Source organism: Pararhizobium sp. DWP1-1-3, from assembly GCF_049896125.1.
Classification (GTDB): domain Bacteria; phylum Pseudomonadota; class Alphaproteobacteria; order Rhizobiales; family Rhizobiaceae; genus Pararhizobium.
On sequence record NZ_JAFCTR010000013.1, the window covers coordinates 80,294 to 102,081 of the forward strand.

19 protein-coding genes, 3 tRNA genes and 1 pseudogene are annotated in these 21,788 nt (G+C 59.5%); 5 read left to right on the plus strand and 18 right to left on the minus strand.

The annotated features are described in order from the left end of the window. Positions 1–12: 12 nt before the first annotated feature. From ACP7BS_RS22565 to ACP7BS_RS22595, 7 genes and pseudogenes are all read right to left on the minus strand, one after another. Complete coding sequence (locus ACP7BS_RS22565; RefSeq protein WP_426239893.1) at positions 13–1,137, minus strand: NADH-quinone oxidoreductase subunit E; 1,125 nt, start codon at positions 1,135–1,137, stop codon at positions 13–15. Between the two features lie 15 nt (positions 1,138–1,152). After that, positions 1,153–1,416, minus strand: a complete 264-nt coding sequence (locus tag ACP7BS_RS22570; protein ID WP_426229994.1) for a hypothetical protein — start codon at positions 1,414–1,416, stop codon at positions 1,153–1,155. Further along, positions 1,416–2,606 carry an NADH-quinone oxidoreductase subunit D gene (locus tag ACP7BS_RS22575; RefSeq protein ID WP_426229993.1) on the minus strand — a complete coding sequence of 397 codons (1,191 nt, stop codon included), beginning with the start codon at positions 2,604–2,606 and terminating at the stop codon, positions 1,416–1,418. The genes ACP7BS_RS22570 and ACP7BS_RS22575 overlap by 1 nt, the downstream gene beginning before the upstream one ends. Before the next feature lie 54 nt (positions 2,607–2,660). Beyond that, positions 2,661–3,049: pseudogene (locus tag ACP7BS_RS22580) on the minus strand (four helix bundle protein). Positions 3,050–3,091: 42 nt separating this feature from the next. Then, the gene (locus ACP7BS_RS22585; protein ID WP_037107735.1) at positions 3,092–3,694 is read right to left on the minus strand and encodes an NADH-quinone oxidoreductase subunit C; all 603 of its coding nucleotides are present in this window, start codon (positions 3,692–3,694) and stop codon (positions 3,092–3,094) included. 17 nt (positions 3,695–3,711) lie between these two features. After that, positions 3,712–4,290: a NuoB/complex I 20 kDa subunit family protein gene (locus ACP7BS_RS22590; RefSeq protein WP_037107732.1), complete on the minus strand. Its 579-nt coding sequence runs from the start codon at positions 4,288–4,290 to the stop codon at positions 3,712–3,714. Then, positions 4,281–4,646, minus strand: a complete 366-nt coding sequence (locus ACP7BS_RS22595) for an NADH-quinone oxidoreductase subunit A (protein WP_037107729.1) — start codon at positions 4,644–4,646, stop codon at positions 4,281–4,283. Before ACP7BS_RS22595 ends, ACP7BS_RS22590 begins: the two co-directional genes overlap by 10 nt. A 544-nt stretch (positions 4,647–5,190) precedes the next feature. Between ACP7BS_RS22595 and ACP7BS_RS22600 the strand changes: the two genes are divergently transcribed. Both ACP7BS_RS22600 and ACP7BS_RS22605 read left to right on the plus strand, forming a co-directional pair. Beyond that, positions 5,191–5,454: a DUF982 domain-containing protein gene (locus ACP7BS_RS22600; protein WP_426239894.1), complete on the plus strand. Its 264-nt coding sequence runs from the start codon at positions 5,191–5,193 to the stop codon at positions 5,452–5,454. Positions 5,455–5,556: 102 nt separating this feature from the next. Further along, positions 5,557–5,904 carry a hypothetical protein gene (locus ACP7BS_RS22605; RefSeq protein WP_426239895.1) on the plus strand — a complete coding sequence of 116 codons (348 nt, stop codon included), beginning with the start codon at positions 5,557–5,559 and terminating at the stop codon, positions 5,902–5,904. A gap of 87 nt (positions 5,905–5,991) precedes the next feature. Here ACP7BS_RS22605 and ACP7BS_RS22610 read toward each other — a convergent pair. Both ACP7BS_RS22610 and ACP7BS_RS22615 read right to left on the minus strand, forming a co-directional pair. Beyond that, positions 5,992–6,068: transfer RNA gene (locus ACP7BS_RS22610), tRNA-Asp, on the minus strand. A gap of 52 nt (positions 6,069–6,120) precedes the next feature. Beyond that, a tRNA-Asp gene (locus ACP7BS_RS22615) sits at positions 6,121–6,197 on the minus strand. Positions 6,198–6,602: 405 nt separating this feature from the next. Here ACP7BS_RS22615 and ACP7BS_RS22620 point away from each other — a divergent pair. Both ACP7BS_RS22620 and ACP7BS_RS22625 read left to right on the plus strand, forming a co-directional pair. Beyond that, positions 6,603–6,678, plus strand: a tRNA-Val gene (locus ACP7BS_RS22620). Positions 6,679–6,869: 191 nt separating this feature from the next. Continuing rightward, positions 6,870–7,127 (plus strand): hypothetical protein, encoded by a 258-nt coding sequence (locus ACP7BS_RS22625; protein ID WP_426229990.1) that lies wholly within the window; start codon positions 6,870–6,872, stop codon positions 7,125–7,127. Between the two features lie 90 nt (positions 7,128–7,217). Here ACP7BS_RS22625 and ACP7BS_RS22630 read toward each other — a convergent pair whose 3' ends face one another. From ACP7BS_RS22630 to ACP7BS_RS22645, 4 genes are all read right to left on the minus strand, one after another. After that, positions 7,218–7,592, minus strand: coding sequence for a CAP-Gly domain protein (locus tag ACP7BS_RS22630; RefSeq protein ID WP_426239896.1), 375 nt, complete (start codon positions 7,590–7,592; stop codon positions 7,218–7,220). A 143-nt stretch (positions 7,593–7,735) separates the two neighbouring features. Further along, complete coding sequence (locus tag ACP7BS_RS22635; protein WP_426239897.1) at positions 7,736–8,134, minus strand: (R)-mandelonitrile lyase; 399 nt, start codon at positions 8,132–8,134, stop codon at positions 7,736–7,738. Between the two features lie 124 nt (positions 8,135–8,258). Continuing rightward, positions 8,259–11,732 carry an AAA family ATPase gene (locus tag ACP7BS_RS22640; RefSeq protein ID WP_426239898.1) on the minus strand — a complete coding sequence of 1,158 codons (3,474 nt, stop codon included), beginning with the start codon at positions 11,730–11,732 and terminating at the stop codon, positions 8,259–8,261. Then, entirely contained in the window at positions 11,732–13,009 is a 1,278-nt protein-coding gene (locus ACP7BS_RS22645; protein ID WP_426239899.1) for a metallophosphoesterase family protein, read from the minus strand. The genes ACP7BS_RS22640 and ACP7BS_RS22645 overlap by 1 nt, the downstream gene beginning before the upstream one ends. A gap of 197 nt (positions 13,010–13,206) precedes the next feature. Here ACP7BS_RS22645 and ACP7BS_RS22650 point away from each other — a divergent pair, with 197 nt between their 5' ends. Then, positions 13,207–13,677 (plus strand): MarR family winged helix-turn-helix transcriptional regulator, encoded by a 471-nt coding sequence (locus ACP7BS_RS22650; protein ID WP_426229985.1) that lies wholly within the window; start codon positions 13,207–13,209, stop codon positions 13,675–13,677. 86 nt (positions 13,678–13,763) lie between these two features. Here the strand turns inward: ACP7BS_RS22650 and ACP7BS_RS22655 are convergent, their stop codons facing one another. From ACP7BS_RS22655 to clpP, 5 genes are all read right to left on the minus strand, one after another. Continuing rightward, entirely contained in the window at positions 13,764–15,959 is a 2,196-nt protein-coding gene (locus ACP7BS_RS22655; RefSeq protein ID WP_426239900.1) for an esterase-like activity of phytase family protein, read from the minus strand. A 213-nt stretch (positions 15,960–16,172) separates the two neighbouring features. Next, the gene (hupB, locus tag ACP7BS_RS22660) at positions 16,173–16,445 is read right to left on the minus strand and encodes a DNA-binding protein HupB (protein WP_037107702.1); all 273 of its coding nucleotides are present in this window, start codon (positions 16,443–16,445) and stop codon (positions 16,173–16,175) included. Positions 16,446–16,675: 230 nt separating this feature from the next. Further along, positions 16,676–19,096, minus strand: coding sequence for an endopeptidase La (gene lon / locus ACP7BS_RS22665; protein WP_426229983.1), 2,421 nt, complete (start codon positions 19,094–19,096; stop codon positions 16,676–16,678). A 469-nt stretch (positions 19,097–19,565) separates the two neighbouring features. Continuing rightward, on the minus strand, positions 19,566–20,843 hold the full coding sequence (clpX, locus tag ACP7BS_RS22670) for an ATP-dependent Clp protease ATP-binding subunit ClpX (protein WP_426229982.1): 1,278 nt from the start codon (positions 20,841–20,843) through the stop codon (positions 19,566–19,568). Positions 20,844–21,142: 299 nt separating this feature from the next. Beyond that, a complete protein-coding gene (gene clpP, locus ACP7BS_RS22675) occupies positions 21,143–21,775 on the minus strand; it encodes an ATP-dependent Clp endopeptidase proteolytic subunit ClpP (RefSeq protein WP_426229981.1) in 633 nt (210 codons plus the stop codon). Positions 21,776–21,788 lie beyond the last annotated feature (13 nt).

The following is a 21,788-nucleotide window of genomic DNA, read 5'->3' on the forward strand; positions in this document are numbered from 1 at the left end:
GGTTCACCTAACTTATCGCGGCTTCTTGCCGAAAACTTTGATGTATTCGGCTTCGCCGCCCTTGGCCAGCGCCTCGGCCTGCTTGACCCAGTCGTCACGTTCGATACGGCCCTTGAAGTTCAGATAGCCGTCCACCCATTCGCGCTCGACCAGCTTCCAGCCCGCGACCTGCGCGAAGGTGAAGATACCGAGTTCGTGCAGCGTGCCTTCGATCTTCGGGCCAACGCCGGAGATCAGCTTCAGGTCATCGACAGCATCCGGCTTGGCAATCCCGGCCGGACGGTTCTTGTCTTCGAGCGACGGCTTTGCCGCAGCGGCGCCAGGCTTGGCGTCTGCGCCGCCTTCAGCCTTGGTTTCGCCGGAAACCTTATCGTTGGCAGCGGATTCGGACTTTGCCGTCACCGGCGTCTTCAAGGTCGGATCGGCTTCCGGGGCGTCAGGCCTCGCCCGTCCGGCATTCGACGGCGCCAGGTTGACGGCAGCCTCGTCACTGACCTTTTTGGCGCGTGGTGCTGCCGGCTTTTTTTCCGGTGTCAGCAATGTGCTCAGACCGCCAACCGGAGCCGAGAAGATACGGTCGATCTGCGGACCCGGCTTGACGTCGGCACCCTTGCCTGCGTCGAAACGGTCGATGATGTATTCCAGCTGCGGAACCGTCAGGTCTTCATAGGTATCCTTGAAGATCATTACCATCGGTGCGTTGACGCAGGTCCCCTGACACTCGACTTCTTCCCAGGACAGCGTGCCGGCTTCGTTCGGCGTCAGCGGATTGGGATGAATGCGCTTCTTGCACAGGTTGATCAGGTCTTCAGAGCCGCGCAGCATGCACGGCGTCGTGCCGCAGACCTGAACGTGGGCGCGCGTTCCGACCGGCTTCAACTGGAACTGGGTGTAGAAGGTGGCAACCTCAAGGGCGCGGATATACGGCATGGTCAGCATGTCGGCGATGCTTTCGATCGCCGCCTTGGTGACCCAGCCATCCTGCTCCTGCGCCCGCATCAACAGCGGAATGACCGCAGATTGCTCGCGGCCCTTCGGGTATTTATTGATCGTGGCCTTGGCCCATGCGGCATTATCCTTGCTGAACGCAAAGGCCGCTGGCTGGACGTTTTCTTCGGCTAGTCGACGAACGGACATTCTTCCCGCACCTTATCAGTTAATCGAACCGCACCGCGATGTCGTCAGTGTGACGAATTCGCAGGCATAGGCTGACTGGTCTTTTTGCAAAAATACGATGTAGCGCGTGCCGTTCGGCACTGCGGCCCTGATCTCGTAGCCCTGGCTCAGAAGCCTGCCCATGCCGCTGCCCGACGAACCGCTCATCGCAGGTTCATCGGATTTCGGTGCGGTTTCCTGCGCAAAGGCAGGAGCCGCAGCAAGCGTCGATGCCAAAACTGTCAGGGCCATCCCGCGCATCAGCGATCAACCTCGCCGAACACGATATCAAGCGAGCCGAGAATGGCGGAAACGTCCGCCAACTGGTGGCCGCGACAGATATAATCCATGGCCTGAAGATGGGCGTAACCCGGCGCGCGGATCTTGCAGCGATACGGCTTGTTGGTGCCGTCGGAGATCAGATAGACGCCGAATTCGCCCTTCGGCGCTTCGACAGCCGCGTAAACCTCGCCCGCAGGCACGTGGTAGCCTTCGGTATAGAGCTTGAAATGGTGGATCAGCGCTTCCATCGACCGCTTCATCTCGCCACGCTTGGGCGGCACGATCTTGCCGTCAAGCGACGAAACCGGGCCGATCTTGGCGTCGCCCAAAAGGCGATCGACGCACTGGCGCATGATCTTGGCGGATTCGCGCATCTCGATCATGCGGATCAGGTAACGGTCGAAGCAGTCACCATTCTTGCCGATCGGAATGTCGAACTCCATGTCGGCATAGCATTCATAAGGCTGCGACTTGCGCAGGTCCCAGGCAGCCCCCGAACCGCGCACCATGACGCCGGAAAAGCCCCAGGCCCAGGCATCGTCCAGCGTCACGACGCCGATATCGACATTGCGCTGTTTGAAGATGCGGTTGCCGGTCAAAAGTTCGTCGATATCATCGACGGTTTTCAGGAACGGCTCGATCCACTTGCCGATGTCTTCGACCAGTTCGTGCGGCAGGTCCTGATGGACGCCGCCCGGACGGAAATAGGCCGAGTGCATGCGCGCGCCACAGGCCCGCTCGTAAAACACCATCAGCTTTTCGCGCTCTTCAAAACCCCAGAGCGGCGGCGTCAGCGCGCCGACGTCCATGGCCTGCGTCGTGACGTTCAGGAGATGCGAGAGGATACGGCCGATTTCCGAATAGAGAACGCGGATCAGCTGGCCGCGGATCGGAACCTCGGTCGCGGTCAGCTTCTCGACGGCCAGCGCATAGGCATGCTCCTGGTTCATCGGCGCGACATAGTCGAGCCGGTCGAAATAGGGCACAGCCTGCAGATAGGTCTTGGTCTCGATCAGCTTTTCGGTACCGCGATGCAAAAGGCCGATATGCGGATCAACGCGCTCGACGATCTCGCCGTCCAGTTCCAGCACGAGACGCAAAACGCCGTGCGCCGCCGGATGCTGCGGGCCGAAATTGATGTTAAAATTCCGGACGTTATGTTCGTTCATTTCATCGCGCTCCGCGCTTGCGGTGATTAGTGACCAGTGAGTAGTGATTAGTCATCATCCGCGAACCTGCTCATCGTCTTTCTTGCGCTGGACAGTCCGGATAAGAGCGCCCAGCATTTTTCCATTCTCATCGCACTTGTCCAACAATTCGCTAAAACGGCCGAACGTATCAGATCGACCCTTCCGGCGATGATCAAGTGCGTCTCTAGCTCTTTCAACGACCCCTGCGCAATCCGCAGAAACTGGACAAACGAGCCTCTGTTTTCCCTTCCGTAGCCTTCAGCAATGTTTGCTGCGACCGATGCGGATGAGCGTCTGATCTGGCTCGTCAGCCCGTATATCTCTTCCCTCGGAAGGGTCTTCGTCACTTCATAACAGGCCACCGATATATCGATCGCCAATTGCCAGACCTTCAAATCACGGTAGGAACTGATTTTCCCAATCGTCACCGAAGACCTTTCTAATCACTACCGACTAATCACTAGTCACTGCTTTGCCTTCTCATCACCCGGCAGAACGTAATCCGTTCCTTCCCAGGGCGACATGAAGTCGAAGTTTCGGAATTCCTGCTTCAGTTCGACGGGCTCATAGACGACACGCTTGACTTCGTCATTGTAACGAACCTCGACGAAACCGGTCGTCGGGAAGTCCTTGCGCAGCGGATAGCCCTCGAAACCGTAGTCGGTGAGGATGCGGCGCAGGTCCGGATGGCCGGTGAAGAGGATGCCGTACATGTCGTAGGCTTCCCGCTCGAACCAGTCGGCGCCCGGATAGACGGCACAGGCCGACGGCACCGGCTGATCTTCGCCGGTTGCGACCTTCACGCGGATGCGCAGGTTCTGCTTCGGCGACAGCATATGATAGACGACGTCGAAACGGTCCGGACGCTGTGGCCAGTCGACACCGCAAATATCCGTAAAGTTGATGAAACCGCAGCGGGCGTCATCGCGCAGGAACGTCAGGAGCGCGATCAGATTGTCGGCTGTCGACGTCAGCGTCAGTTCGCCATAGCTGATGACGGCATCCGAAATCAACGCACCGCGTGTCTCGCGGATGTAGGTAGCAAGTCCGTTCAGGGCTTCACTCATGTTCAGGTCCCCTGCCCTTACCGTTCGATCGTGCCTGTGCGGCGGATCTTCTTCTGCAGCAGGAGCACACCGTAAAGGAGCGCTTCTGCCGTGGGAGGACAGCCCGGCACATAGATATCGACCGGCACGACGCGGTCACAGCCGCGCACCACCGAATAGGAATAGTGATAGTAACCGCCGCCATTGGCGCAGGAGCCCATCGAGATGACGTAACGCGGCTCAGGCATCTGGTCATAGACCTTGCGCAGAGCCGGGGCCATCTTGTTGGTCAGCGTGCCGGCGACGATCATCACGTCGGACTGACGCGGCGAGGCGCGCGGTGCAAAGCCGAAACGCTCTGCGTCGTAACGCGGCATCGACATCTGCATCATTTCGACGGCGCAGCAGGCCAGACCAAAGGTCATCCACATCAGCGAACCGGTGCGGGCCCAGTTGATCAGCTCGTCCGTCGAGGTGACCAGAAAACCCTTGTCGGCGAGCTCATTGTTGATCTCGCCGAAATATTTGTCATTGCTGCCGATCAGCTGGCCGGTCGAGGGATCGACGATCCCCTTCGGCTTAGGCGCGACGAGCGTCGTGCTGGATGTCAGTTCCATTCCAGCGCTCCCTTCTTCCATTCATAGATAAAGCCGATGGTCAGCACGCCGAGGAACGACATCATCGAGAAGAAGCCGAACCAGCCCATGTCCTTGAACGATACCGCCCAGGGAAACAGGAACGCCACTTCGAGATCGAAGATGATGAAGAGAATCGACACGAGGTAGAATCGGATGTCGAATTTCATGCGGGCGTCGTCGAATGCGTTGAAGCCGCACTCATAGGCCGAAAGCTTTTCGTCGTCAGGCGCCTTATAGGCAACGGCGAACGGCGCGATCAGCAGCGCCAGCCCGATAACCAGCGATATACCGATGAAAATCGCGATCGGGATGTAGGAGCCGAGAAGGTCTGTCATTGTATCCGTCCCTGCCTGCGAGGCGCGCTGGAGAAGCGCAAAACAAAGGCTCACAGGCCGAAAAATATGTTGCAACGCCAAAGTGGTTAGCGCAGCCAGCGCCGCTGTGCAAGCCTTGAGAACGGTTTTCACCCCCTTGTGTCGCGGGAATGAAGACCGGCCAAAAACTAGCATCTCCGCCGGGTAGGCGCAAATCCCGCAGAATCCCGGCCGCCCCATGCAAGACAGACGGCCAAGCCTCTGAGCGGCAACGCCGGGGACATATGGTCGCGCTGGCTAAAATCGATTGAAATCAAAATGCAAAAACGCCGGAAAGTGGACACGGAGGCGACCCCCGCATGCTCACGGGAGCTGCAGCAAGACTGCATGGCGCCTATCCGCGTTTTGCATGGGTCGCAATGCAGCCCATCCGGTTCCTTTCTGAAATCAGGGTCGAAAGCATGATGCCGAAGGCTATCTTCGGCGAATTTCTTGACCGGCACGGACAAACACAACCTTCGCACAAGCCCATTTAGGTAATTTATTCCTAATAGAGGGTGAGCTCATGGATGATATTCCCTGGCATGAGAGTGTTTTACTCGAACTGAACGACCGCCAAGACGTGATCAGCGTCTCCAGCTCGCGGGAAGCCGCCGACCTGCTCCTCAATAACTGGCCGAAGAAACGCGGCCCCAGTTACAAGCTTGCCGTCATGACCTGCCTGGATTCCTTTCGCGGCAAACAACCGCCAGAACTTGTCCGGCAGGATCTGATCGCAGCGGCGATCGAAGCGCATATCTATGTGAAGCCGGGCCCCATCAACCTTTGACCCATCGGCCGTCAGAACACGGGAATGACGGCCGGGTATCCGCCACCAAAGATGCCTGCCTCAGCAACTGCCTGCAACGGAACAGAGGAAGGTCTGTCTACCGTGAAAAAGATTGCGCATCATCGCTATCCCCTCTTTGCGGGGATGAGACCACCGGCAGTACGGCGGCACACGCCGGATATCCTCGAAAACGACAGATGGCGCGCCGGGCAAGTCGGCCCATGCATGCCACACACCGTGCGGATCAGCCTGCTGTGCGAGGGGGAACGCTGCGGCGAAGTCAGACCACTGACTGCCGCTGACCTGCACGACATGCTTTCTTTCCGCTTCGGGCTGGATGAAACAACCTTGCGCTTCGTCTGCAACCAGATGGAGGAAGCCGGCATCTGCGAACTGCGCGATGAGACCGGCACCTCAGGCTACCTGATCGAAAAAATCCTGCACGCCTGATGCAGCGGAAAAACGGCAAGAACCGACCGGGACCAGAGGTCCCGTCGGCTTTCAAATCACACTTGCATTTGAAATCTTAGCGGAAAATGGCGCGAGTGACGGGGCTCGAACCCGCGACCTCCGGCGTGACAGGCCGGCACTCTAACCAACTGAGCTACACCCGCGCATTATGTTACAAACATCACCGGACATAAGCAGAAACTGCTAATCTTGAAATGGCGCGAGTGACGGGGCTCGAACCCGCGACCTCCGGCGTGACAGGCCGGCACTCTAACCAACTGAGCTACACCCGCGCATTTCATTTCAAGTCGTCCAGATGCTTTTGCATCCGCTCGAACCGGCTAGGCCGTTTCGATGAGCGGCTAACTACGAGGTTCGTCTTTGGGTGTCAAGCAGGTTTGGAGACAAAACCGTGACAGCCATCGAATTGTTTCCACAGGCATGAAAAAGCACCCACAAAATTCCACACCTCTCTGGGAAGCACTTCCCGCTACAGCATAATTTGCTCGCTCGGCCCTCCCTATTGCTGTCCCTCAACGCCCTGCCGGTTTTCCACATCCGATTTATCGGGCGACGGCCAGCGATCCTGGCGCTTTGCAAAAAAATCGAAAAAATCTTCCATTCCGCTCTTGCGGTTTTCTACCGATACGCATAGATCACGGCCACCGACGCGGCAGACACTGCTTCTGCTTCGCGAAGGGCGATTAGCTCAGTTGGTAGAGCGCCTCGTTTACACCGAGGATGTCGGCGGTTCGAGTCCGTCATCGCCCACCATTTTCCCTTCTCCTGAATTTCGGCATCTCAACTCGATCTTGAGGGTTTTTGCATACTTTCTTAAACAGCGGCCTTGAAGGCTCTTGTCATGTGGCAGGCGCGTTGCCATCTGTTTGCCAGCAAATTTGCCGGTCCAGCGCCATAGAATAGAGAGCCGGGACCAGCGATCGGGGCGTGAAGGGGAAATCCACATGAAGAAAGCAATCCTGGCAGCAACGCTTGCCGCAGGCCTTGCCGCCTGTTCGGCAATGCCGGAAATAAGCCCGATCCCCGGCAGCATCACCTATGGTGGCCAACCGAAGACCAAGCTGACCAAGGCTCCCGTCGGTAGCGTCGTTCATCATCAGTTGAATGACCAATACGGCAAGCCAGCTGAAGAAACCTACATCATCCAGCCTGACCGTTCCCTGCGGCTGGTGCGCAGGCATCAGATCATCGATCCAAACTGACCCGTTCCGCATTAGCGGAAGGGGCTTGTGCCGAGCATCAGAAGAACCGCAGCGCCGCGCGTCATTCGTGACGTGCGGCGCTGTCGTCGATTAGACCTCTTCCTTTTTCCGAACCGGTGCCTTGCGCTTGGGCTCTTCGGGGGCGTCTGGCGCATAGGGTTTTTCACCTTTCGGCGTCGGCGCCAGAAGGTTTTTCAGGGCCGACAGGCGATCCTTCAGCAGGGGGCGAAAGCGCGTGGCCCGAAACGGCATATCGGCTGCGCCATAGCCTTCCGGACCATCGTCATTGCCCCTGTCGATCTCCGCCAATTTCACGCCGATGAATTCGCCGTCGATATAATGCTTGTAGGGACCAACCCAGCGGATCGTATAGATCTGCCCCTTGCGGATGCCCTGATCGATCGAGACGTTCTTGAACTTGCCGTCGATACAGACGACCTTTTGTCCAACATGGAAATTGTACATCGGCGAAACCTTTAAGCGGCAGTCCGTGGGCAGATATCCCCGAGACGCAAACCTTCGCCTCAGATAACTGTGTTCGCCTGTCTATTGCAACGCGGAAACGGCAAGAATCATTGGCCCGGTTTCATGCGGCGCCTGCCGGACGCTTATCTTGCCAGATATTGGTCGTCGCTCACCTGTTCCATCCAATCAACCGCCTTGCCGTCCAGCGCTTCCTGGATGGCGATATGGGTCATGGCCGTTGTTTCCGTGGCGCCGTGCCAGTGTTTTTCACCCGGCGGAAACCACACGGTATCCCCTGCCCTGATGCCGCGAACCGGCTCGCCCCACGTTTGGGCAAGGCCGGTGCCGGCCGTGACGATCAGGGTCTGGCCGAGTGGATGGGTGTGCCAGGCGGTGCGGGCGCCGGGCTCGAAGGTGACCGAGGCGCAGCGCATGCGCGCGGGCTCCGGCGTGTCGTGGATCGGGTCCAGGCGGACGGTGCCGGTAAAATAATCTGCCGGCGGACGAACTGACGGACGTGATCCACAGGTCTTGATTTCCATGGTGATGGCTCCCTGGTGTTTGCCGCCAACAGAGCGGCGGTCATTGCAAGGGGCAAACATAGTGCACTCCGGCCCAATGTCTCCCCCGTCATCCCGGACTCAGCCACCTTCGCCATTACGACAATCACAGCGCATGGATCGTCACGTCCGGGCAGGCCTTGCGGGCAAGATCGCAGAGATGCTGGTGGTGCGTCAGATAAATCACCTGTCCAACCCCGGCCATGTCGGCCATCAGGGAAAAAGCGTGCTCCGCGCGCCGATCGTCGAAGGTTTCCATGATGTCGTCGGCGATGAAGGGCAGCGATTCGCGGGTTGAGGCGATCTCGTGATAACCGGCCATGCGCAGCGCCAGGTAAAGCTGAAAGCGGGTCCCCTTGGAGAGATCCCGCGCCAGTTTCGATCCGCCGCCGGCGGCATTGGCGATCAGGAATTCCTCGCCCTTCTCTGCCTGGGTCGTCAGTCCCTCGTAATCGCCGCCGCTGATGACGCTGAAGGCAGCAGACGCCCGGCGCATCATCGCGCTGCGATGACGCTCGCGATAGAGCCTGAGCGCCGTTTCGCCGGCCAGGATGCCCATCCGCAGCCGCAGATAGGCGGTCGCCCGCTCCTCGATCTCGGCCAGCACCGTGCGGCGCTTTTCCTCGATATGGGCGGCTGCATCGCCGCCGCCGATGGCAGCCAGCGCTTTTTCGGCATCACGCCGTTCGGCATGCAATTCAGCCCCGTCCCGGTCGGCTTGTTCAAGCCGGGACTGCAGTGCCGCCAGTTCCAGGCGCAGTCCATCCGCATCGACGGCACTCAGCAGCATTTCCGCCTCGTCGGCGCCGCCGACACCGAGCCGGGCGGCCAGATCGGTCTCCGCCTCGGCAATCCGTTCGCGCAGGCGCTGCCGCGCCTTGACCGTTTCCAGATGGGCTCCAACCTCCAGCAGCGAGCCGCTCTCAAACAGATCAAGCATCCCACGCTTCTGCGCGTCGTGCCGCGCTCGCGCTTCGCCCAACGAGCGCTTTTCGGTATTGCGGGCATCGTTTTCATCGGAAAGACGCCGGAACAGCGCTTCCTGCCGTTCGGCATCGGCCAATCGATCGCGAATCGTCTGAATGGCAACGAGCGGTTCGTCCGGTGCTGCGATGGTTAGCTTTTCAGCAAGCGTCCGGACGGTGGCAGAAAAGGCCAGTTGATCCTTGCGCATGCCATCGATTCGATGGTCAAGGTCCGCCCTGCGCTGAATGAGCTTGTCCAGATCCTGAAGGATGGCCAGAACGGGCGCGATCTCCTGCGGTGACAGGGGCGTCGCAGCCTCGGCCAGCCACGTAGCCGCGATAGTCTCCTGCCAGCGCGCGGTCCACTCTGTCATGTCAACATCAGCCGACGCCCATGCGGCCGTCCGTGTGCGCAGAACGGTCCCTGCCCGTTCCACAGCTTCCGCAGCAGTGACATGCGCCCGGTGGGCCGCCTGCAAATCGTCGATGATACGTTCGGCAAAGGCGATGGCATCCTCCAGCCGCGCCGGCATGCCCTTGGCCACGCCGCTATCCTGCAGCGCCTGGGTCAGACGCTCCAAGGCCTTGGTTTCATCCACTGCGGCAAACCGCGCATCCTTTCGTGCTGCACGAAGCTGGTTGCGCACCTCCAGCACTGCCAGCCGTCGCCCAAGCCACGCCACCAGCTGGTTCAGCTTGGTATCCTCGGGCAATCCACAGGCAATGGCCGACGTCGAAATCTCCGAACGAAGGGCCGCAATCGCGGCATGCGCTGCCGCATGCTGCTGTCGGAATGCGACAAGCTTGCCGTTGCGTTCGGCGATCGACAGCGAAAGCCCGCGTGCCTGCGCAAGGTCCTGCGATCGCGCCAACCGCAGCGTCGCCGCCTCGTCGTCCTTCTTGAGCACCGCTTCGAAAACGCGGGCGCTGTCGCTGTCCAGCTGTGCCGCATGCGCCTGCCACGCACGGTCGCGCTCCTGACGCAGCGTCAAGGCCGCATCGTCGGCGGCAAAGCCCCCCGTCCGCGTCAGTTCCTGAAGCTTGGCCTCGTCCGCAGCCTTCAGCGCCGTCTCTTCGGCTATCCGGTCATCGAGCCGCTTCAACTGTTCCGTCAGCGCCGTCCGCCGCGCCGTCCACTCGGCGATTTCGCTTTCGTCGGGAATGGAAACGGCTGCCAGACTGTCCGCATCGAGTTGCGCTGGCGACAGCGTTGCGAGCTTGTCGGTCAGAGTGTCTTCCAGTTCTGCGATCTGGCGGTTTGCCGTTTGTTGCCGCAGCAGGCAATCGTTTTGACGCAGCGTCCTCAGCACGTCGGCCAAAAGCGCCGGATCCCCGCCACGCGGGGAACCTTCGGAAACCAATGCCGCCTGTACCCTGGCAGCCTCTGCGTTTTCCGCCTGAGCAAGCGTCTTTTCCCGCAAGGCAGCGTCCAGCCGCTCGCTCAGCGCGGCGTATTTTTGGGCAAGATCCTGCAGCCTGCCGGTAACGGCGGCCGGCAGGATGAGCGCAGCGGCGTCGGTCCCATCCGCCCGGTCAAGGCGGCCAGCGCGGACAGCAATGTCAGCGACGATCTTGGCACGCTCGTCGAGGCGGTTCGGCATATCGCTGGCAGCCGTCCGGTGGCGGGCCTCCAACCCGGAATTTTCCAGATCGCGGATATCACCAGCCAACGCCAGCACCGCCTCATCCCGCTGAATGGCGGCGATTTCGGCAGATCTCCGGTCGATATCGGCTTCCAGCTGCGCGAGACGGGCATCGATCCCTGTTTCCTCGCGCTGCAACTGCGGCAAGAGAGCATGCCAGTCGGCCGGTGGTTCCGGCAGGTCGGCGAAACCGGCAAGCTCGGAGCGCAGACCGCGCAACCGCGCCAGAAGCGGCAGCGCCTCGATGCGGTCGCGGGCATGATCGAGGGCAACGCGCAGTTCCGCCCGCGCCTTGACGGCAATCTCATGCCGCTCGGCAGCCGCGTCCCGCACCTTGCGCAGGCTGGCGAATTCGCGGGCGTTGATGTCGATGGCGTTTTTTTCGTCCTTCAGCGCCTCAAGCTCGGCCTTAAGCTCCGCCAGCTTATGCTTGCGGCCCTGCGGCTTGTAGAACGCGTCTGCCTGCGCCTTCAGCCCAGACAGGATGGCGCTGCTGTCCGGCAGGCCGGAACTTGCCGAAAACAATAGGGCACCTAGTTCGCCCTCGCTCTTCAAAATGCTTTCGCCCCCCTTTTCGATACTGTCGTCGTCGAGCGAGAACATCATCTGATAGGTCGCCCGGTCGATCGAACCGAGCGCCGCCGAAAACAGGTTGTCCGGCAGCGGTTGATCGTCAGGTCCGAGCAGAGAGTTCTGGTTGCGCTTTACCCGCGAGACGGAATGCACCCTGCCGCCGGTCTCGATGACACCGCCGACCCGCATCGTTGCGTAAGGGTGCAGGAAGCCGTAGCCGCTCAGCCGCTCGATGCCGAATAGCAGATCGAGGAAAGCGGAAAACAGCGTCGATTTTCCGGCCTCGTTCGGGCCGTAGACAAGGTGGAAATCGGCCTTTCCGGGGCGGGCCTCGCCAAAATCCAGGCTGCGTCCGGTAAATTTTCCATAGCGAAGCAGGTCGAGACGATTGAGGCGCATCAGCGATCTCCCTCCGCGTCGCCGCCATGCAGATAGGCGAGCACGTCATCGCTCCCGGCAAGCGCCATGGCCTCGGCCAACCGCCCGGCCGCCTGTTCATCGCCGGCCAGGCTTTCGCGCAATTCGCGCGGCAGCTGCAGCAACAGTTCATCGAGCACGGCACCCGCTTCCTGGCGAAAGGCGTGCGAGGCCAACACATCGGTGCGGATCAGGCTAGCGAGTTCCTCCACCGGGTCTGGGCCGCTCAAGGCCGTCCCCGCTTCGATACCCCGGCAATCGATATCGATCTTCTCGACCCAGCACCCGTTGAGGCCAGCGGCAAGGTTGGTGATCTCGGCCAGCAGAAAATCGGGGTCGCGGCGAAGTTTCCACGCCAGCGGCGTTGTGCCGGTCAGCGCCACTCTGAGGATAAGATGGTCGGCACCCGCCTGATTTCGCAACGAGGCCAGCGTTTCGCCGACCCTCTCCAGCATCTGGCGCCAATCCTGTGCGCCGCTGAGATCGATGGTCACGCGCTCGAAAACCGCCTGTCCGATCTGATGCTCAAGATGGGCAAGCGTGCCATCGTCGCCGACAGTGACCAGCGTTACCGTCTTTGGCCCTGCCTCGTTGATGTCGCGCCCCTGCGGCATGCCCGGCATGACGATCAACGGGCTCTCGGAGTGAACCTGGCGCAGATGGACATGGCCGAGAGCCCAATAGTCAAACCCGTGCCGCGCAAGCTCGGCGACGCTGGTCGGTGCATAGGGATCATGGCCCGGCGTGCCGGCAAGGCTGGTGTGCAGCATGCCGATATTGACGGCATCGGCGACGGGTGGGTGAAAGGACGGCAACAGGCTGTCGGGCGCGTGCGGATTGGCAAAGCTGATACCGTGGATATGGACTTCCCGTCCATCGCCGAGAGCTTTGGCACGCACCGGCTTTGCCCGGCCGGCAAACACATGCACATTGGTAGGAAATGTCAGCTCGCGCGTCACTGCCGACTGCGAATCATGATTGCCGCGGATCAGGAACACGCCGATCCCGGCCCCCTCCAACCGGCGCAATTCGCTCGACAGATAGAGCGCCGTATTCATCGAGGTCTGTGAGCCGTCGTAAAGGTCGCCCGCAATCAGCAGCGCATCGACACTCTCTTCCAGGCACAGATCGACGATCCTTGCGAGCGCGGTCCGGGTCGCGCCGCGCACCAGCTCGGCAAGTTCCGGATTTTTCAGTGCAAGACTGCGCAAGGGGGAATCGAGATGAAGGTCGGCGGTATGGACGAAACGAAAGGGCATAACCGACCATGGCCCGGCGTCCGGCCTCGCGTCAATGCCGTGGGTGGCCTGGTCCAACGTCTATTCAGCGCTTTCATCCCTGCAACATTATTGGGGAGATGCGAGACCTTGGCGCACGGGTCCGGAATTAGACTTGACTAGGCTACCAACAATACCGTCATTTGACATGGCCCCTCATAATATCCATATAAAACATCATGAAATCCACATTCGAAGTCTCCGACAAGCTCTTTGAGCTCTACCATCGCGTCCACCGCCTCATCAACGAATCGATGACGGAAGAAGGCGTGTCGTTGGCGCGCAGCAAGTTCCTGTTTTTCCTGAGCAAGCTTGGTCCCTGCCGGTCGACCGATATTGCCTGTGCCCTGAATTTTGCGCCGCGAACGGTGACGGAAGCCATCGACGGGCTGGAGCGAGACAAGCTGGTGGTGCGCAAGCCCGATCCGGAAGACCGCCGTGCCAAGATCGTTTCGATCACCGATGTCGGCCGCGTCGTTCTCGAAGCCGCCGAACATCCGCGCAAACAGCTGATCGAGGAAATCTTCTCTGCACTCGACGATCAGCAGCTCGACCAGATGCACGACATCGTCAGCCGGCTGGTGGCCAAGGCAGATGAAATCCGCAAACGCAAGGAAGCGGAAGGAAACGGCGAAACTGCAGCCGAATAGCGCGTCTTTCGCCGACCTCAACAGGTACAAATGGAAAAGGCCGGAACATCATGTTCCGGCCTTTTCCGCTCTCAATACCGACGCAATCACATTGCGTTCATTGTACCGATCGAGAAGAACAGGGTTTCGCCCGAGGAGCCGTCGACACCATCATTATCGGTGACGACATAGCCGTTGCCGGCTGCATCGACGGTGAAGCCTTCGACCTTGTCGACGACGTAACCGTTGGTGGCTGACTTCAGGTCGGGAACGAGGTCGCGGACCTCCTCCTTCTTGACGACAGGCAGCTCGCCGCCGAGCTTGGCCGGCTTCAGGTCGGCAAGCGCGACGCGGTAGAGCTTCTTCAGCTTGGCGGCATCGCCGACCAGGTTGTCACGCTCGATGATGTAGGCGTAGTCGCCGCTGGCGGTAATTTCGGAAAGGCCGACCCAGCCTTCTTCGGTCTTTTCGAGCGGATAGCGCACGGCGCCCCATTCCTTCGAGGACGGCTTGTAGGAAACGAGCTTCACAAAGCCCTTTTCGTCATCGCCCCATTCGCGCTGCATGGCCATCCACAGAACCTGGTCATCGCCTTCGCCAACGCTGGTGATGCCTTCGAAGCCAAAGCGCTTCTCGCCGGCGCGCAGCTCGGCGGGAATGGCGATTTCCTTCTCGATCTCACCCTTCTTGTTCACGTGAATGATGGCGTGACCGACGAGCTTGTCGGCATCGCCTTCATTGGCGAGCCAGAAGCCGCCCTCGCCGTCCGGGGACAGGCCTTCGCTGTCAAGCTTCTGTGCGGCGGCACCATTGCGTGTGATGCGCAGGGCATCGACAATTTTCGCCGGCTTTGCAGTGGCGTCGATCGTGAAGATCGTCGGCTGCGAGGCGTAGAACGAATCGTTGACGGCGTAGAGCATGCCCGGCTTGTCCTTGACCGGAGCAAGGCCGGAAAGCGCGCCGAAGCCGATCAGTTCGCCGTCCTTCTCGGTGGAGACGATCTGCGGATAGGCAGCTTCGCCTTCCGCACGCTCATAGATCATGACGTGCGAACGGGCTCCGCCATCTTCGACGAGGTCGGTTTCGTTTGCGGTCACGAACAGGTTGCGGCTCGCAATGGCAACGGCACCTTCAGGGCCGATGCCCGACGGCAGAAGCTGGAGAAGCTCCGGCTCGGCGCCAGTGTCCTTGTAGACGCCGACGACGGACGCACGCTCGGCCAGCACGAACAACAGATTGTCGTCGCCGAACTTGGCGGCTTCCAGGCCTTCCGGTTCGACGCCCTTCTTGTTGCGCTTGTCCGGGTAGTGACCAATCTTGGCGATCTCGCGCTCGAAGCCGGCGCCGTTCTCGTAAAGAACCTTGCCAGTCTTGTCGAAGATGGTGAAGCCGCGGGCGCCGCCCTTCCAGTCGCCTTCGTTGGCAACGACGAAGCGGTCGTCGTCCAGCCACTTCACGGCGTCGGGTTCGCGGGCGACATCCTTGATCTCGCCGGTGAACTTCAGTGCACCGTCCTTCTTGGTGTCGATGCCTTCAAGGTTGACGGTACCGGCGGAGAAATGGCTCTTCACGGTGCCGGTCTTGCCGTCGATGATGACGATGTAGTTGTTTTCCTGCAGCGTCAGCGCGATCTCGTCCTGGCCGTTGAAGGCGACGAATTCCGGCTCGGGATCGTCGCCGGCGACATCGGCAAGTCCGGTCAGCGTGACGTGCTTGATCGAGCCGCAATCGACGACGCCATCCTTCAGCGACAGGATCACCAGATCGCCGGCCGGCATCTGCGGGATGTCGCCGTCATTGACCTCTTCGTCGCGCTCGTTTTCGATGGCGATCGCGGCAATCGTCTTGTCCTTGTTGAGGGCGATGGAGTCCGGCTGGCCGCCGAGATCGCAGGTCGTGTCGATCGCCTTGGAAGCGATATCCACCTGCGCCAGGATGCCCGACGGCTTGACGAAGCTTTCGCGCGTGTTGATCGCGACAAGCGCCTTGCCGGCGGCGATGGTCACCGACGTCGGCTCACCGTCGAAAGCGACGGAACCGCCGGCCTTCGGGGCCTTGGCATCGGTGATATCGATAAAGCCGATCGCCTTGTTCGGGCTGTCGGAATAGACCAGCATGTTGCCGTCTTCGCTGGCGGCGATGATTTCAGCCGAGGTGACGGATTTCTTGTCAACGCCTTCAGGCAGATTGCCGGCGACGGCGAAGGAGGCAATACGATTGAATACCGGTTCTGCGCTGACGGCTGACGCGGTCGAGGCGGCAAGCACGGCAGCGAGTGCTGCGGTGAGCGAAAATGTCTTCACGGGATGTCCCTCCTGATCAATGAATATGGAAGGGGTTTTGATCGCGCTGTGTAACACCCGCATGACAGTCAAAGCATATTAGAAATCGGTCGCCAACACGAAGCCAGGCAAAGGCTTCAAAGGAAAAGAGGCCCGGGAAAACCCGGGCCTCAAATCAACCTGCTCTCGAACCGTTGGCGTCTTCGCCACGGTGCTGCAGACGAAACATGAAACTTAGTTCACGGCGTCCTTGAGACCCTTGCCGGCCGAGAACTTCGGCACGTTGCGGGCTGGGATATCAACTTCTGCGCCAGTGGACGGGTTACGACCCTTGGATGCTTCGCGGCGGCTGACCGAGAAGTTGCCGAAGCCAACGAGGCGAACGTCGCCGCCGTTCTTCAGTTCTGCCTGGATAACGTCGAAGATTGCATCAACTGCAGAAGATGCATCTGTCTTCGAGAGTCCGGCCTTCTCGGCAACTGCGGACACGAGCTCATTCTTGTTCATGTTTCCACCCCTTTCAATACTGGTTCGAAACGACTCAATTTTCAAGCCGAGGGCAGCATACGCGCCGCCCCCGCCTTGGCAAACCCAATCGCTCCGAATCCCATGGAATGCAAGGCTTTGCGCAGGGTTTTACATAAAAAAGACCGGCAAAAATGCCGGTCTTCCACTGTTTCCGCTTCAAATCAGTGCACAACCTGCGGCAGGCACCAGTTCGCGCTCAAGTCAAGTGCCTAATGGGCAATCAGCGCGCCGGCGTCGTCAGCCGGATCGGTTGCCGCAACAGGCACCGCCTGCTTGGCCGGATCCCACTCGATCGCGACCGGAACCCGCAGCAGTGCATGCTGCAGAACCTCGCCAATATGCGAGACCGGAACGATCTCCATATTGTTCTTCACGTTGTCCGGAATATCAGCCAGGTCCTTGGCGTTTTCTTCCGGGATCAGCACCTTCTTGATGCCGCCGCGAAGGGCTGCGAGCAGCTTTTCCTTCAGGCCACCGATCGGCAGGACACGGCCGCGCAGGGTGATTTCACCCGTCATCGCCACGTCCTTGTTGACGGCAATACCAGTCATGATCGACACGATTGCCGTTGCCATGGCCACACCTGCGGACGGACCGTCCTTCGGTGTCGCGCCTTCCGGCACGTGCACATGGATATCGCTCTTGTCGAACAAGGGCGGCTCGATGCCGAAGTCGATCGCGCGGGAGCGGACGTAGGATGCCGCAGCCGAAATCGATTCCTTCATCACGTCGCGCAGGTTGCCGGTCACCGTCATGCGGCCCTTGCCGGGCATCATGACGCCTTCGATGGTGAGAAGCTCGCCGCCGACTTCCGTCCAGGCGAGACCGGTGACGACACCGACCTGGTCGGTGCGCTCGGCTTCGCCATGGCGATAGCGTGGAACACCAAGATAGTCGTTGATGTTCTCGGCTGTCACTTCAACCTTGTCGGTGCGACCCTTGAGGATTTCCGTGACGGCCTTGCGGGCAACCTTCATCAGCTCGCGCTCAAGGCTACGCACACCGGCTTCGCGGGTATAGGTCTGGATGATCGCTGACAAGGCACCGTCGGTGATCGAGAACTCTTTCGACTGAAGCGCGTGATCGGCAATCGCCTTCGGCAACAGGTGCCGCTTGGCGATTTCCAGCTTTTCTTCTTCCGTGTAGCCGGCGATACGGATCACTTCCATGCGGTCCATCAACGGGGCCGGGATATTGAGCGTATTCGCCGTGGTGATGAACATCACGTTCGAAAGGTCGTACTCGACCTCCAGATAGTGGTCCATGAACGTCGAGTTCTGTTCCGGATCCAGCACCTCCAAGAGAGCAGACGACGGATCGCCGCGGAAATCCTGGCCCATCTTGTCGATTTCATCGAGCAGGAAGAGCGGGTTGGACTTCTTTGCCTTCTTCATCGACTGGATGACCTTGCCGGGCATCGAGCCGATATAGGTGCGGCGGTGACCGCGGATTTCGGCTTCGTCACGAACGCCGCCAAGTGCCATACGGATATATTCGCGGCCGGTCGCCTTGGCGATCGACTTGGCAAGCGAGGTCTTGCCGACGCCCGGAGGACCGACGAGGCAAAGGATCGGCCCCTTGATCTTCTGCGAACGCGCCTGGACCGCCAGATACTCGATGATCCGTTCCTTGACCTTGTCGAGGCCGAAATGATCCAGTTCCAGCACCTTTTCAGCGTGGTTGAGATCGGTCTTGACCTTCGACTTCTTCGACCACGGAATACCGAGCAGCCAATCCAGATAATTGCGCACGACGGTGGCTTCCGCCGACATCGGGCTCATCTGGCGCAGCTTCTTGACTTCCGCATCGGCCTTTTCACGGGCTTCCTTGGACAGCTTGGTCTTGGTGATACGGTCTTCCAGCTCGGCCATCTCGTCGCGGCCTTCCTCGCCGTCGCCAAGCTCCTTCTGGATCGCCTTCATCTGTTCGTTCAGGTAATATTCGCGCTGGGTCTTTTCCATCTGGCGTTTCACACGCGAACGGATGCGCTTTTCAACCTGCAGAACCGAAATCTCGCCTTCCATGAAGCCGAGTGCCTTTTCAAGACGCAGCTTGACGCTGGTCGTCTCAAGCATTTCCTGCTTTTCGACGATCTTGATGGAGAGATGCGATGCAACGGTATCGGCGAGCTTCGAATAGTCTTCGATCTGGCTGGCAGCGCCGACGACTTCCGGGGAAATCTTCTTGTTGAGCTTCACATAGCTCTCGAATTCGGACACTACCGAACGGCTCAGCGCCTCGACCTCAACCGGATCTTCTTCCGGCTCGGACAGCGGATGGGCCATCGCTTCATAGAATTCCTCGCGGCCGGTATAGCCGTCGATCTCGGCGCGTGCACGGCCTTCGACCAGAACCTTGACGGTCCCGTCGGGCAGCTTCAACAGCTGCAGAACGTTGGCGATGGTGCCGATCTGGTAGATCGCAGCCGGTTCCGGATCGTCGTCGCTGGCATTGATCTGGGTGGCAAGCATGATCTGCTTGTCGGTACCCATGACTTCTTCCAGCGCGCGGATCGATTTTTCACGGCCAACAAAGAGCGGCACGATCATGTGCGGGAATACCACGATATCGCGCAGCGGCAGCACCGGATAGGTCGCGCTCTCGATTGCCGGAGACGTTTTGCTCGTCATGTCATTTCCTTTCCGTCCCGTTTCCGGGCGCGTTACCCGAAGCGTTCAAGGGCGCTTCCGGTCCTCATTCTTTCCACTGTCAGGTGGAGTGTGTGACGTCTGTTTTCAACCCTTTGCCGACTACCGACCTGGGAGGCGGTGGAGCCGGATAGTAAACGGCATCTAACTGTTGCGGGCCTTGCCGCAAGAGTGAACGCACACGCTTCGTGCCGGGACACATCGACACAGAATCGTTACATAATCGCGTTGTTGTCCGCTTTTAGCAATCGCTGATTCTCTCGAATATTCCTTCGGCGGCTAAGTCCGGTGATCAGGCTTTCAGCAGATGCATATCCGCAATATTTGCAGGGCTGACCTGCACATATTGCTTATGTGCACCCTGCCCTTCCGGGACAGACCAAGCCTTTCAGCATATGCCGCATAAAAAAGGCCCGCACATGGCGGGCCTCTTCAAAAGACGCAGATCCGATCAAGCCGAAACGTTGGCCTTTTCCTCGGAACGTTCCGAGTAGATGTAGAGCGGACGGGCCGAGCCCTTGACCACCTCGTCGGAGATGACAACTTCGCGGACGCCTTCCAGGGTCGGCAGTTCGAACATCGTGTCGAGCAGGATCTTTTCCATGATCGAGCGCAGGCCACGGGCACCGGTCTTGCGGATGATGGCGCGCTTGGCGATTTCGCGCAGCGCATCCTCGTGGAACGTCAATTCCACGTCTTCCATCTCGAACAGGCGCTGGTACTGCTTGATCAGCGCGTTCTTCGGTTCCGACAGAATCTGGATCAGCGCCGGCTCGTCGAGATCCTCGAGCGTTGCCAGAACGGGCAGACGGCCGATGAATTCCGGGATGAGGCCGAACTTGACCAGATCTTCCGGCTCCAGTTCGCGCAGGACTTCGCCGACGCGGCGATCTTCCGGAGACTTCACCGAAGCGCCGAAACCGATCGAGGTTTTTTCGCCGCGTGCCGAAATGATCTTGTCGAGGCCAGCGAATGCGCCGCCGCAGATAAACAGGATATTGGTCGTGTCAACCTGCAGGAATTCCTGCTGCGGATGCTTGCGGCCACCCTGCGGAGGAACGGATGCGACCGTGCCTTCCATGATCTTCAACAGTGCCTGCTGCACGCCCTCACCCGACACGTCCCTGGTGATCGACGGATTGTCGGACTTGCGCGAGATCTTGTCGACTTCGTCGATATAGACGATGCCGCGCTGCGCACGCTCGACATTGTAGTCGGCAGCCTGGAGAAGCTTCAGGATGATGTTTTCGACATCTTCGCCGACATAACCGGCTTCGGTCAATGTCGTGGCATCAGCCATCGTGAATGGCACATCGATGATGCGGGCCAAGGTTTGGGCAAGATAGGTCTTGCCGCAACCGGTCGGGCCGACGAGCATGATGTTCGATTTTGCAAGCTCGATGTCGCTTCCCTTCGCGGAATGCGCCAGACGCTTGTAGTGATTGTGGACAGCAACCGACAGGATGCGCTTGGCCTGTTGCTGGCCGATAACGTATTCGTCGAGAACCTTGATGATCTCCTGCGGCGTCGGAACGCCATCGCGGGACTTGACCATCGAGGTCTTGTTCTCTTCGCGGATGATGTCCATACACAGTTCGACGCATTCATCGCAGATGAACACTGTCGGTCCGGCAATCAGCTTGCGGACCTCGTGCTGGCTCTTCCCGCAGAAGGAGCAGTATAGGGTATTCTTGGAGTCACCGCCGTTGCTACCGCTGACCTTGCTCATATCACTTTCCTTCCAGCACGCCGGACACCCAGACAAGGTGTAACGGACTACTCAACCCGCTCCGCACATTTCCGCGTTCATTGCGCAAATGACGGCGCTTTCGGGAGTACGAACCAGCTTCAAACAACCATGTTTGATGTCCGGCAGCAACGAATCTCCCACCGAATACCGAAATGCTAGGACTTCAAACTTCAACATAGCATTAACGGTCGATCTTAACGGCTTTGGTCTGCGGATAAAGCCCTATGACGGTTACAAATGTGTCACAAATGCATCTATCCGCATACAAAAGCTTGAATTCACGCGTCGGACGCTGTTTCCATGGCTTCACGCGATGTGATGACCTTGTCGACGACACCCCAGCTCAGCGCTTCGTCCGCAGTCATAAAGTGGTCACGATCCAGCGTTTGTTCAACCTCTTCCAAAGTCCTGCCAGTGTGCTTGACGTAGACTTCGTTGAGGCGGCGCTTCATTTTCAGGATATCGCGGGCATGCCGTTCGATGTCGGATGCCTGGCCCTGGAAGCCGCCGGACGGCTGATGGACCATGATGCGCGCGTTCGGCGTGGCAAAGCGCATGTCCTTGTGGCCGGCGGCCAGAAGCAGCGACCCCATGGAAGCGGCCTGCCCGATGCACAGCGTCGAGACGGCAGGCTTGATGAACTGCATCGTGTCGTAGATCGCCATGCCGGCGGTAACGACGCCACCCGGCGAATTGATGTAGAGGGCGATTTCCTTCTTCGGGTTTTCAGCCTCGAGGAACAGCAACTGGGCGCAGATCAGCGTTGCCATGTGGTCTTCCACGGGACCCGTCAAAAAGATGATGCGCTCTTTCAGGAGACGCGAAAAGATATCGTAGGAGCGCTCGCCGCGATTGGTCTGTTCAACGACCATCGGCACCAGGGCCATAGCGGTATCAACGGGATTTCTCATGTCAAACCTTTGT

Excerpts from the sequence above, each read along its gene's own strand:
- clpX (WP_426229982.1), bottom strand. The coding sequence starts at position 20,843 with ATGAGCAAGGTCAGCGGTAGCAACGGCGGTGACTCCAAGAATACCCTA.
- ACP7BS_RS22590 (WP_037107732.1), bottom strand. The coding sequence starts at position 4,290 with ATGGAACTGACATCCAGCACGACGCTCGTCGCGCCTAAGCCGAAGGGG.
- clpP (WP_426229981.1), bottom strand. The coding sequence starts at position 21,775 with ATGAGAAATCCCGTTGATACCGCTATGGCCCTGGTGCCGATGGTCGTT.
- ACP7BS_RS22645 (WP_426239899.1), bottom strand. The coding sequence starts at position 13,009 with ATGCCCTTTCGTTTCGTCCATACCGCCGACCTTCATCTCGATTCCCCC.
- ACP7BS_RS22575 (WP_426229993.1), bottom strand. The coding sequence starts at position 2,606 with ATGAACGAACATAACGTCCGGAATTTTAACATCAATTTCGGCCCGCAG.
- ACP7BS_RS22565 (WP_426239893.1), bottom strand. The coding sequence starts at position 1,137 with ATGTCCGTTCGTCGACTAGCCGAAGAAAACGTCCAGCCAGCGGCCTTT.
- lon (WP_426229983.1), bottom strand. The coding sequence starts at position 19,096 with ATGACGAGCAAAACGTCTCCGGCAATCGAGAGCGCGACCTATCCGGTG.
- ACP7BS_RS22630 (WP_426239896.1), bottom strand. The coding sequence starts at position 7,592 with ATGTACAATTTCCATGTTGGACAAAAGGTCGTCTGTATCGACGGCAAG.
- ACP7BS_RS22585 (WP_037107735.1), bottom strand. The coding sequence starts at position 3,694 with ATGAGTGAAGCCCTGAACGGACTTGCTACCTACATCCGCGAGACACGC.
- ACP7BS_RS22595 (WP_037107729.1), bottom strand. The coding sequence starts at position 4,646 with ATGACAGACCTTCTCGGCTCCTACATCCCGATCGCGATTTTCATCGGT.
- ACP7BS_RS22640 (WP_426239898.1), bottom strand. The coding sequence starts at position 11,732 with ATGCGCCTCAATCGTCTCGACCTGCTTCGCTATGGAAAATTTACCGGA.
- ACP7BS_RS22570 (WP_426229994.1), bottom strand. The coding sequence starts at position 1,416 with ATGCGCGGGATGGCCCTGACAGTTTTGGCATCGACGCTTGCTGCGGCT.
- ACP7BS_RS22650 (WP_426229985.1), top strand. The coding sequence starts at position 13,207 with ATGAAATCCACATTCGAAGTCTCCGACAAGCTCTTTGAGCTCTACCAT.
- hupB (WP_037107702.1), bottom strand. The coding sequence starts at position 16,445 with ATGAACAAGAATGAGCTCGTGTCCGCAGTTGCCGAGAAGGCCGGACTC.
- ACP7BS_RS22625 (WP_426229990.1), top strand. The coding sequence starts at position 6,870 with ATGAAGAAAGCAATCCTGGCAGCAACGCTTGCCGCAGGCCTTGCCGCC.
- ACP7BS_RS22600 (WP_426239894.1), top strand. The coding sequence starts at position 5,191 with ATGGATGATATTCCCTGGCATGAGAGTGTTTTACTCGAACTGAACGAC.
- ACP7BS_RS22635 (WP_426239897.1), bottom strand. The coding sequence starts at position 8,134 with ATGGAAATCAAGACCTGTGGATCACGTCCGTCAGTTCGTCCGCCGGCA.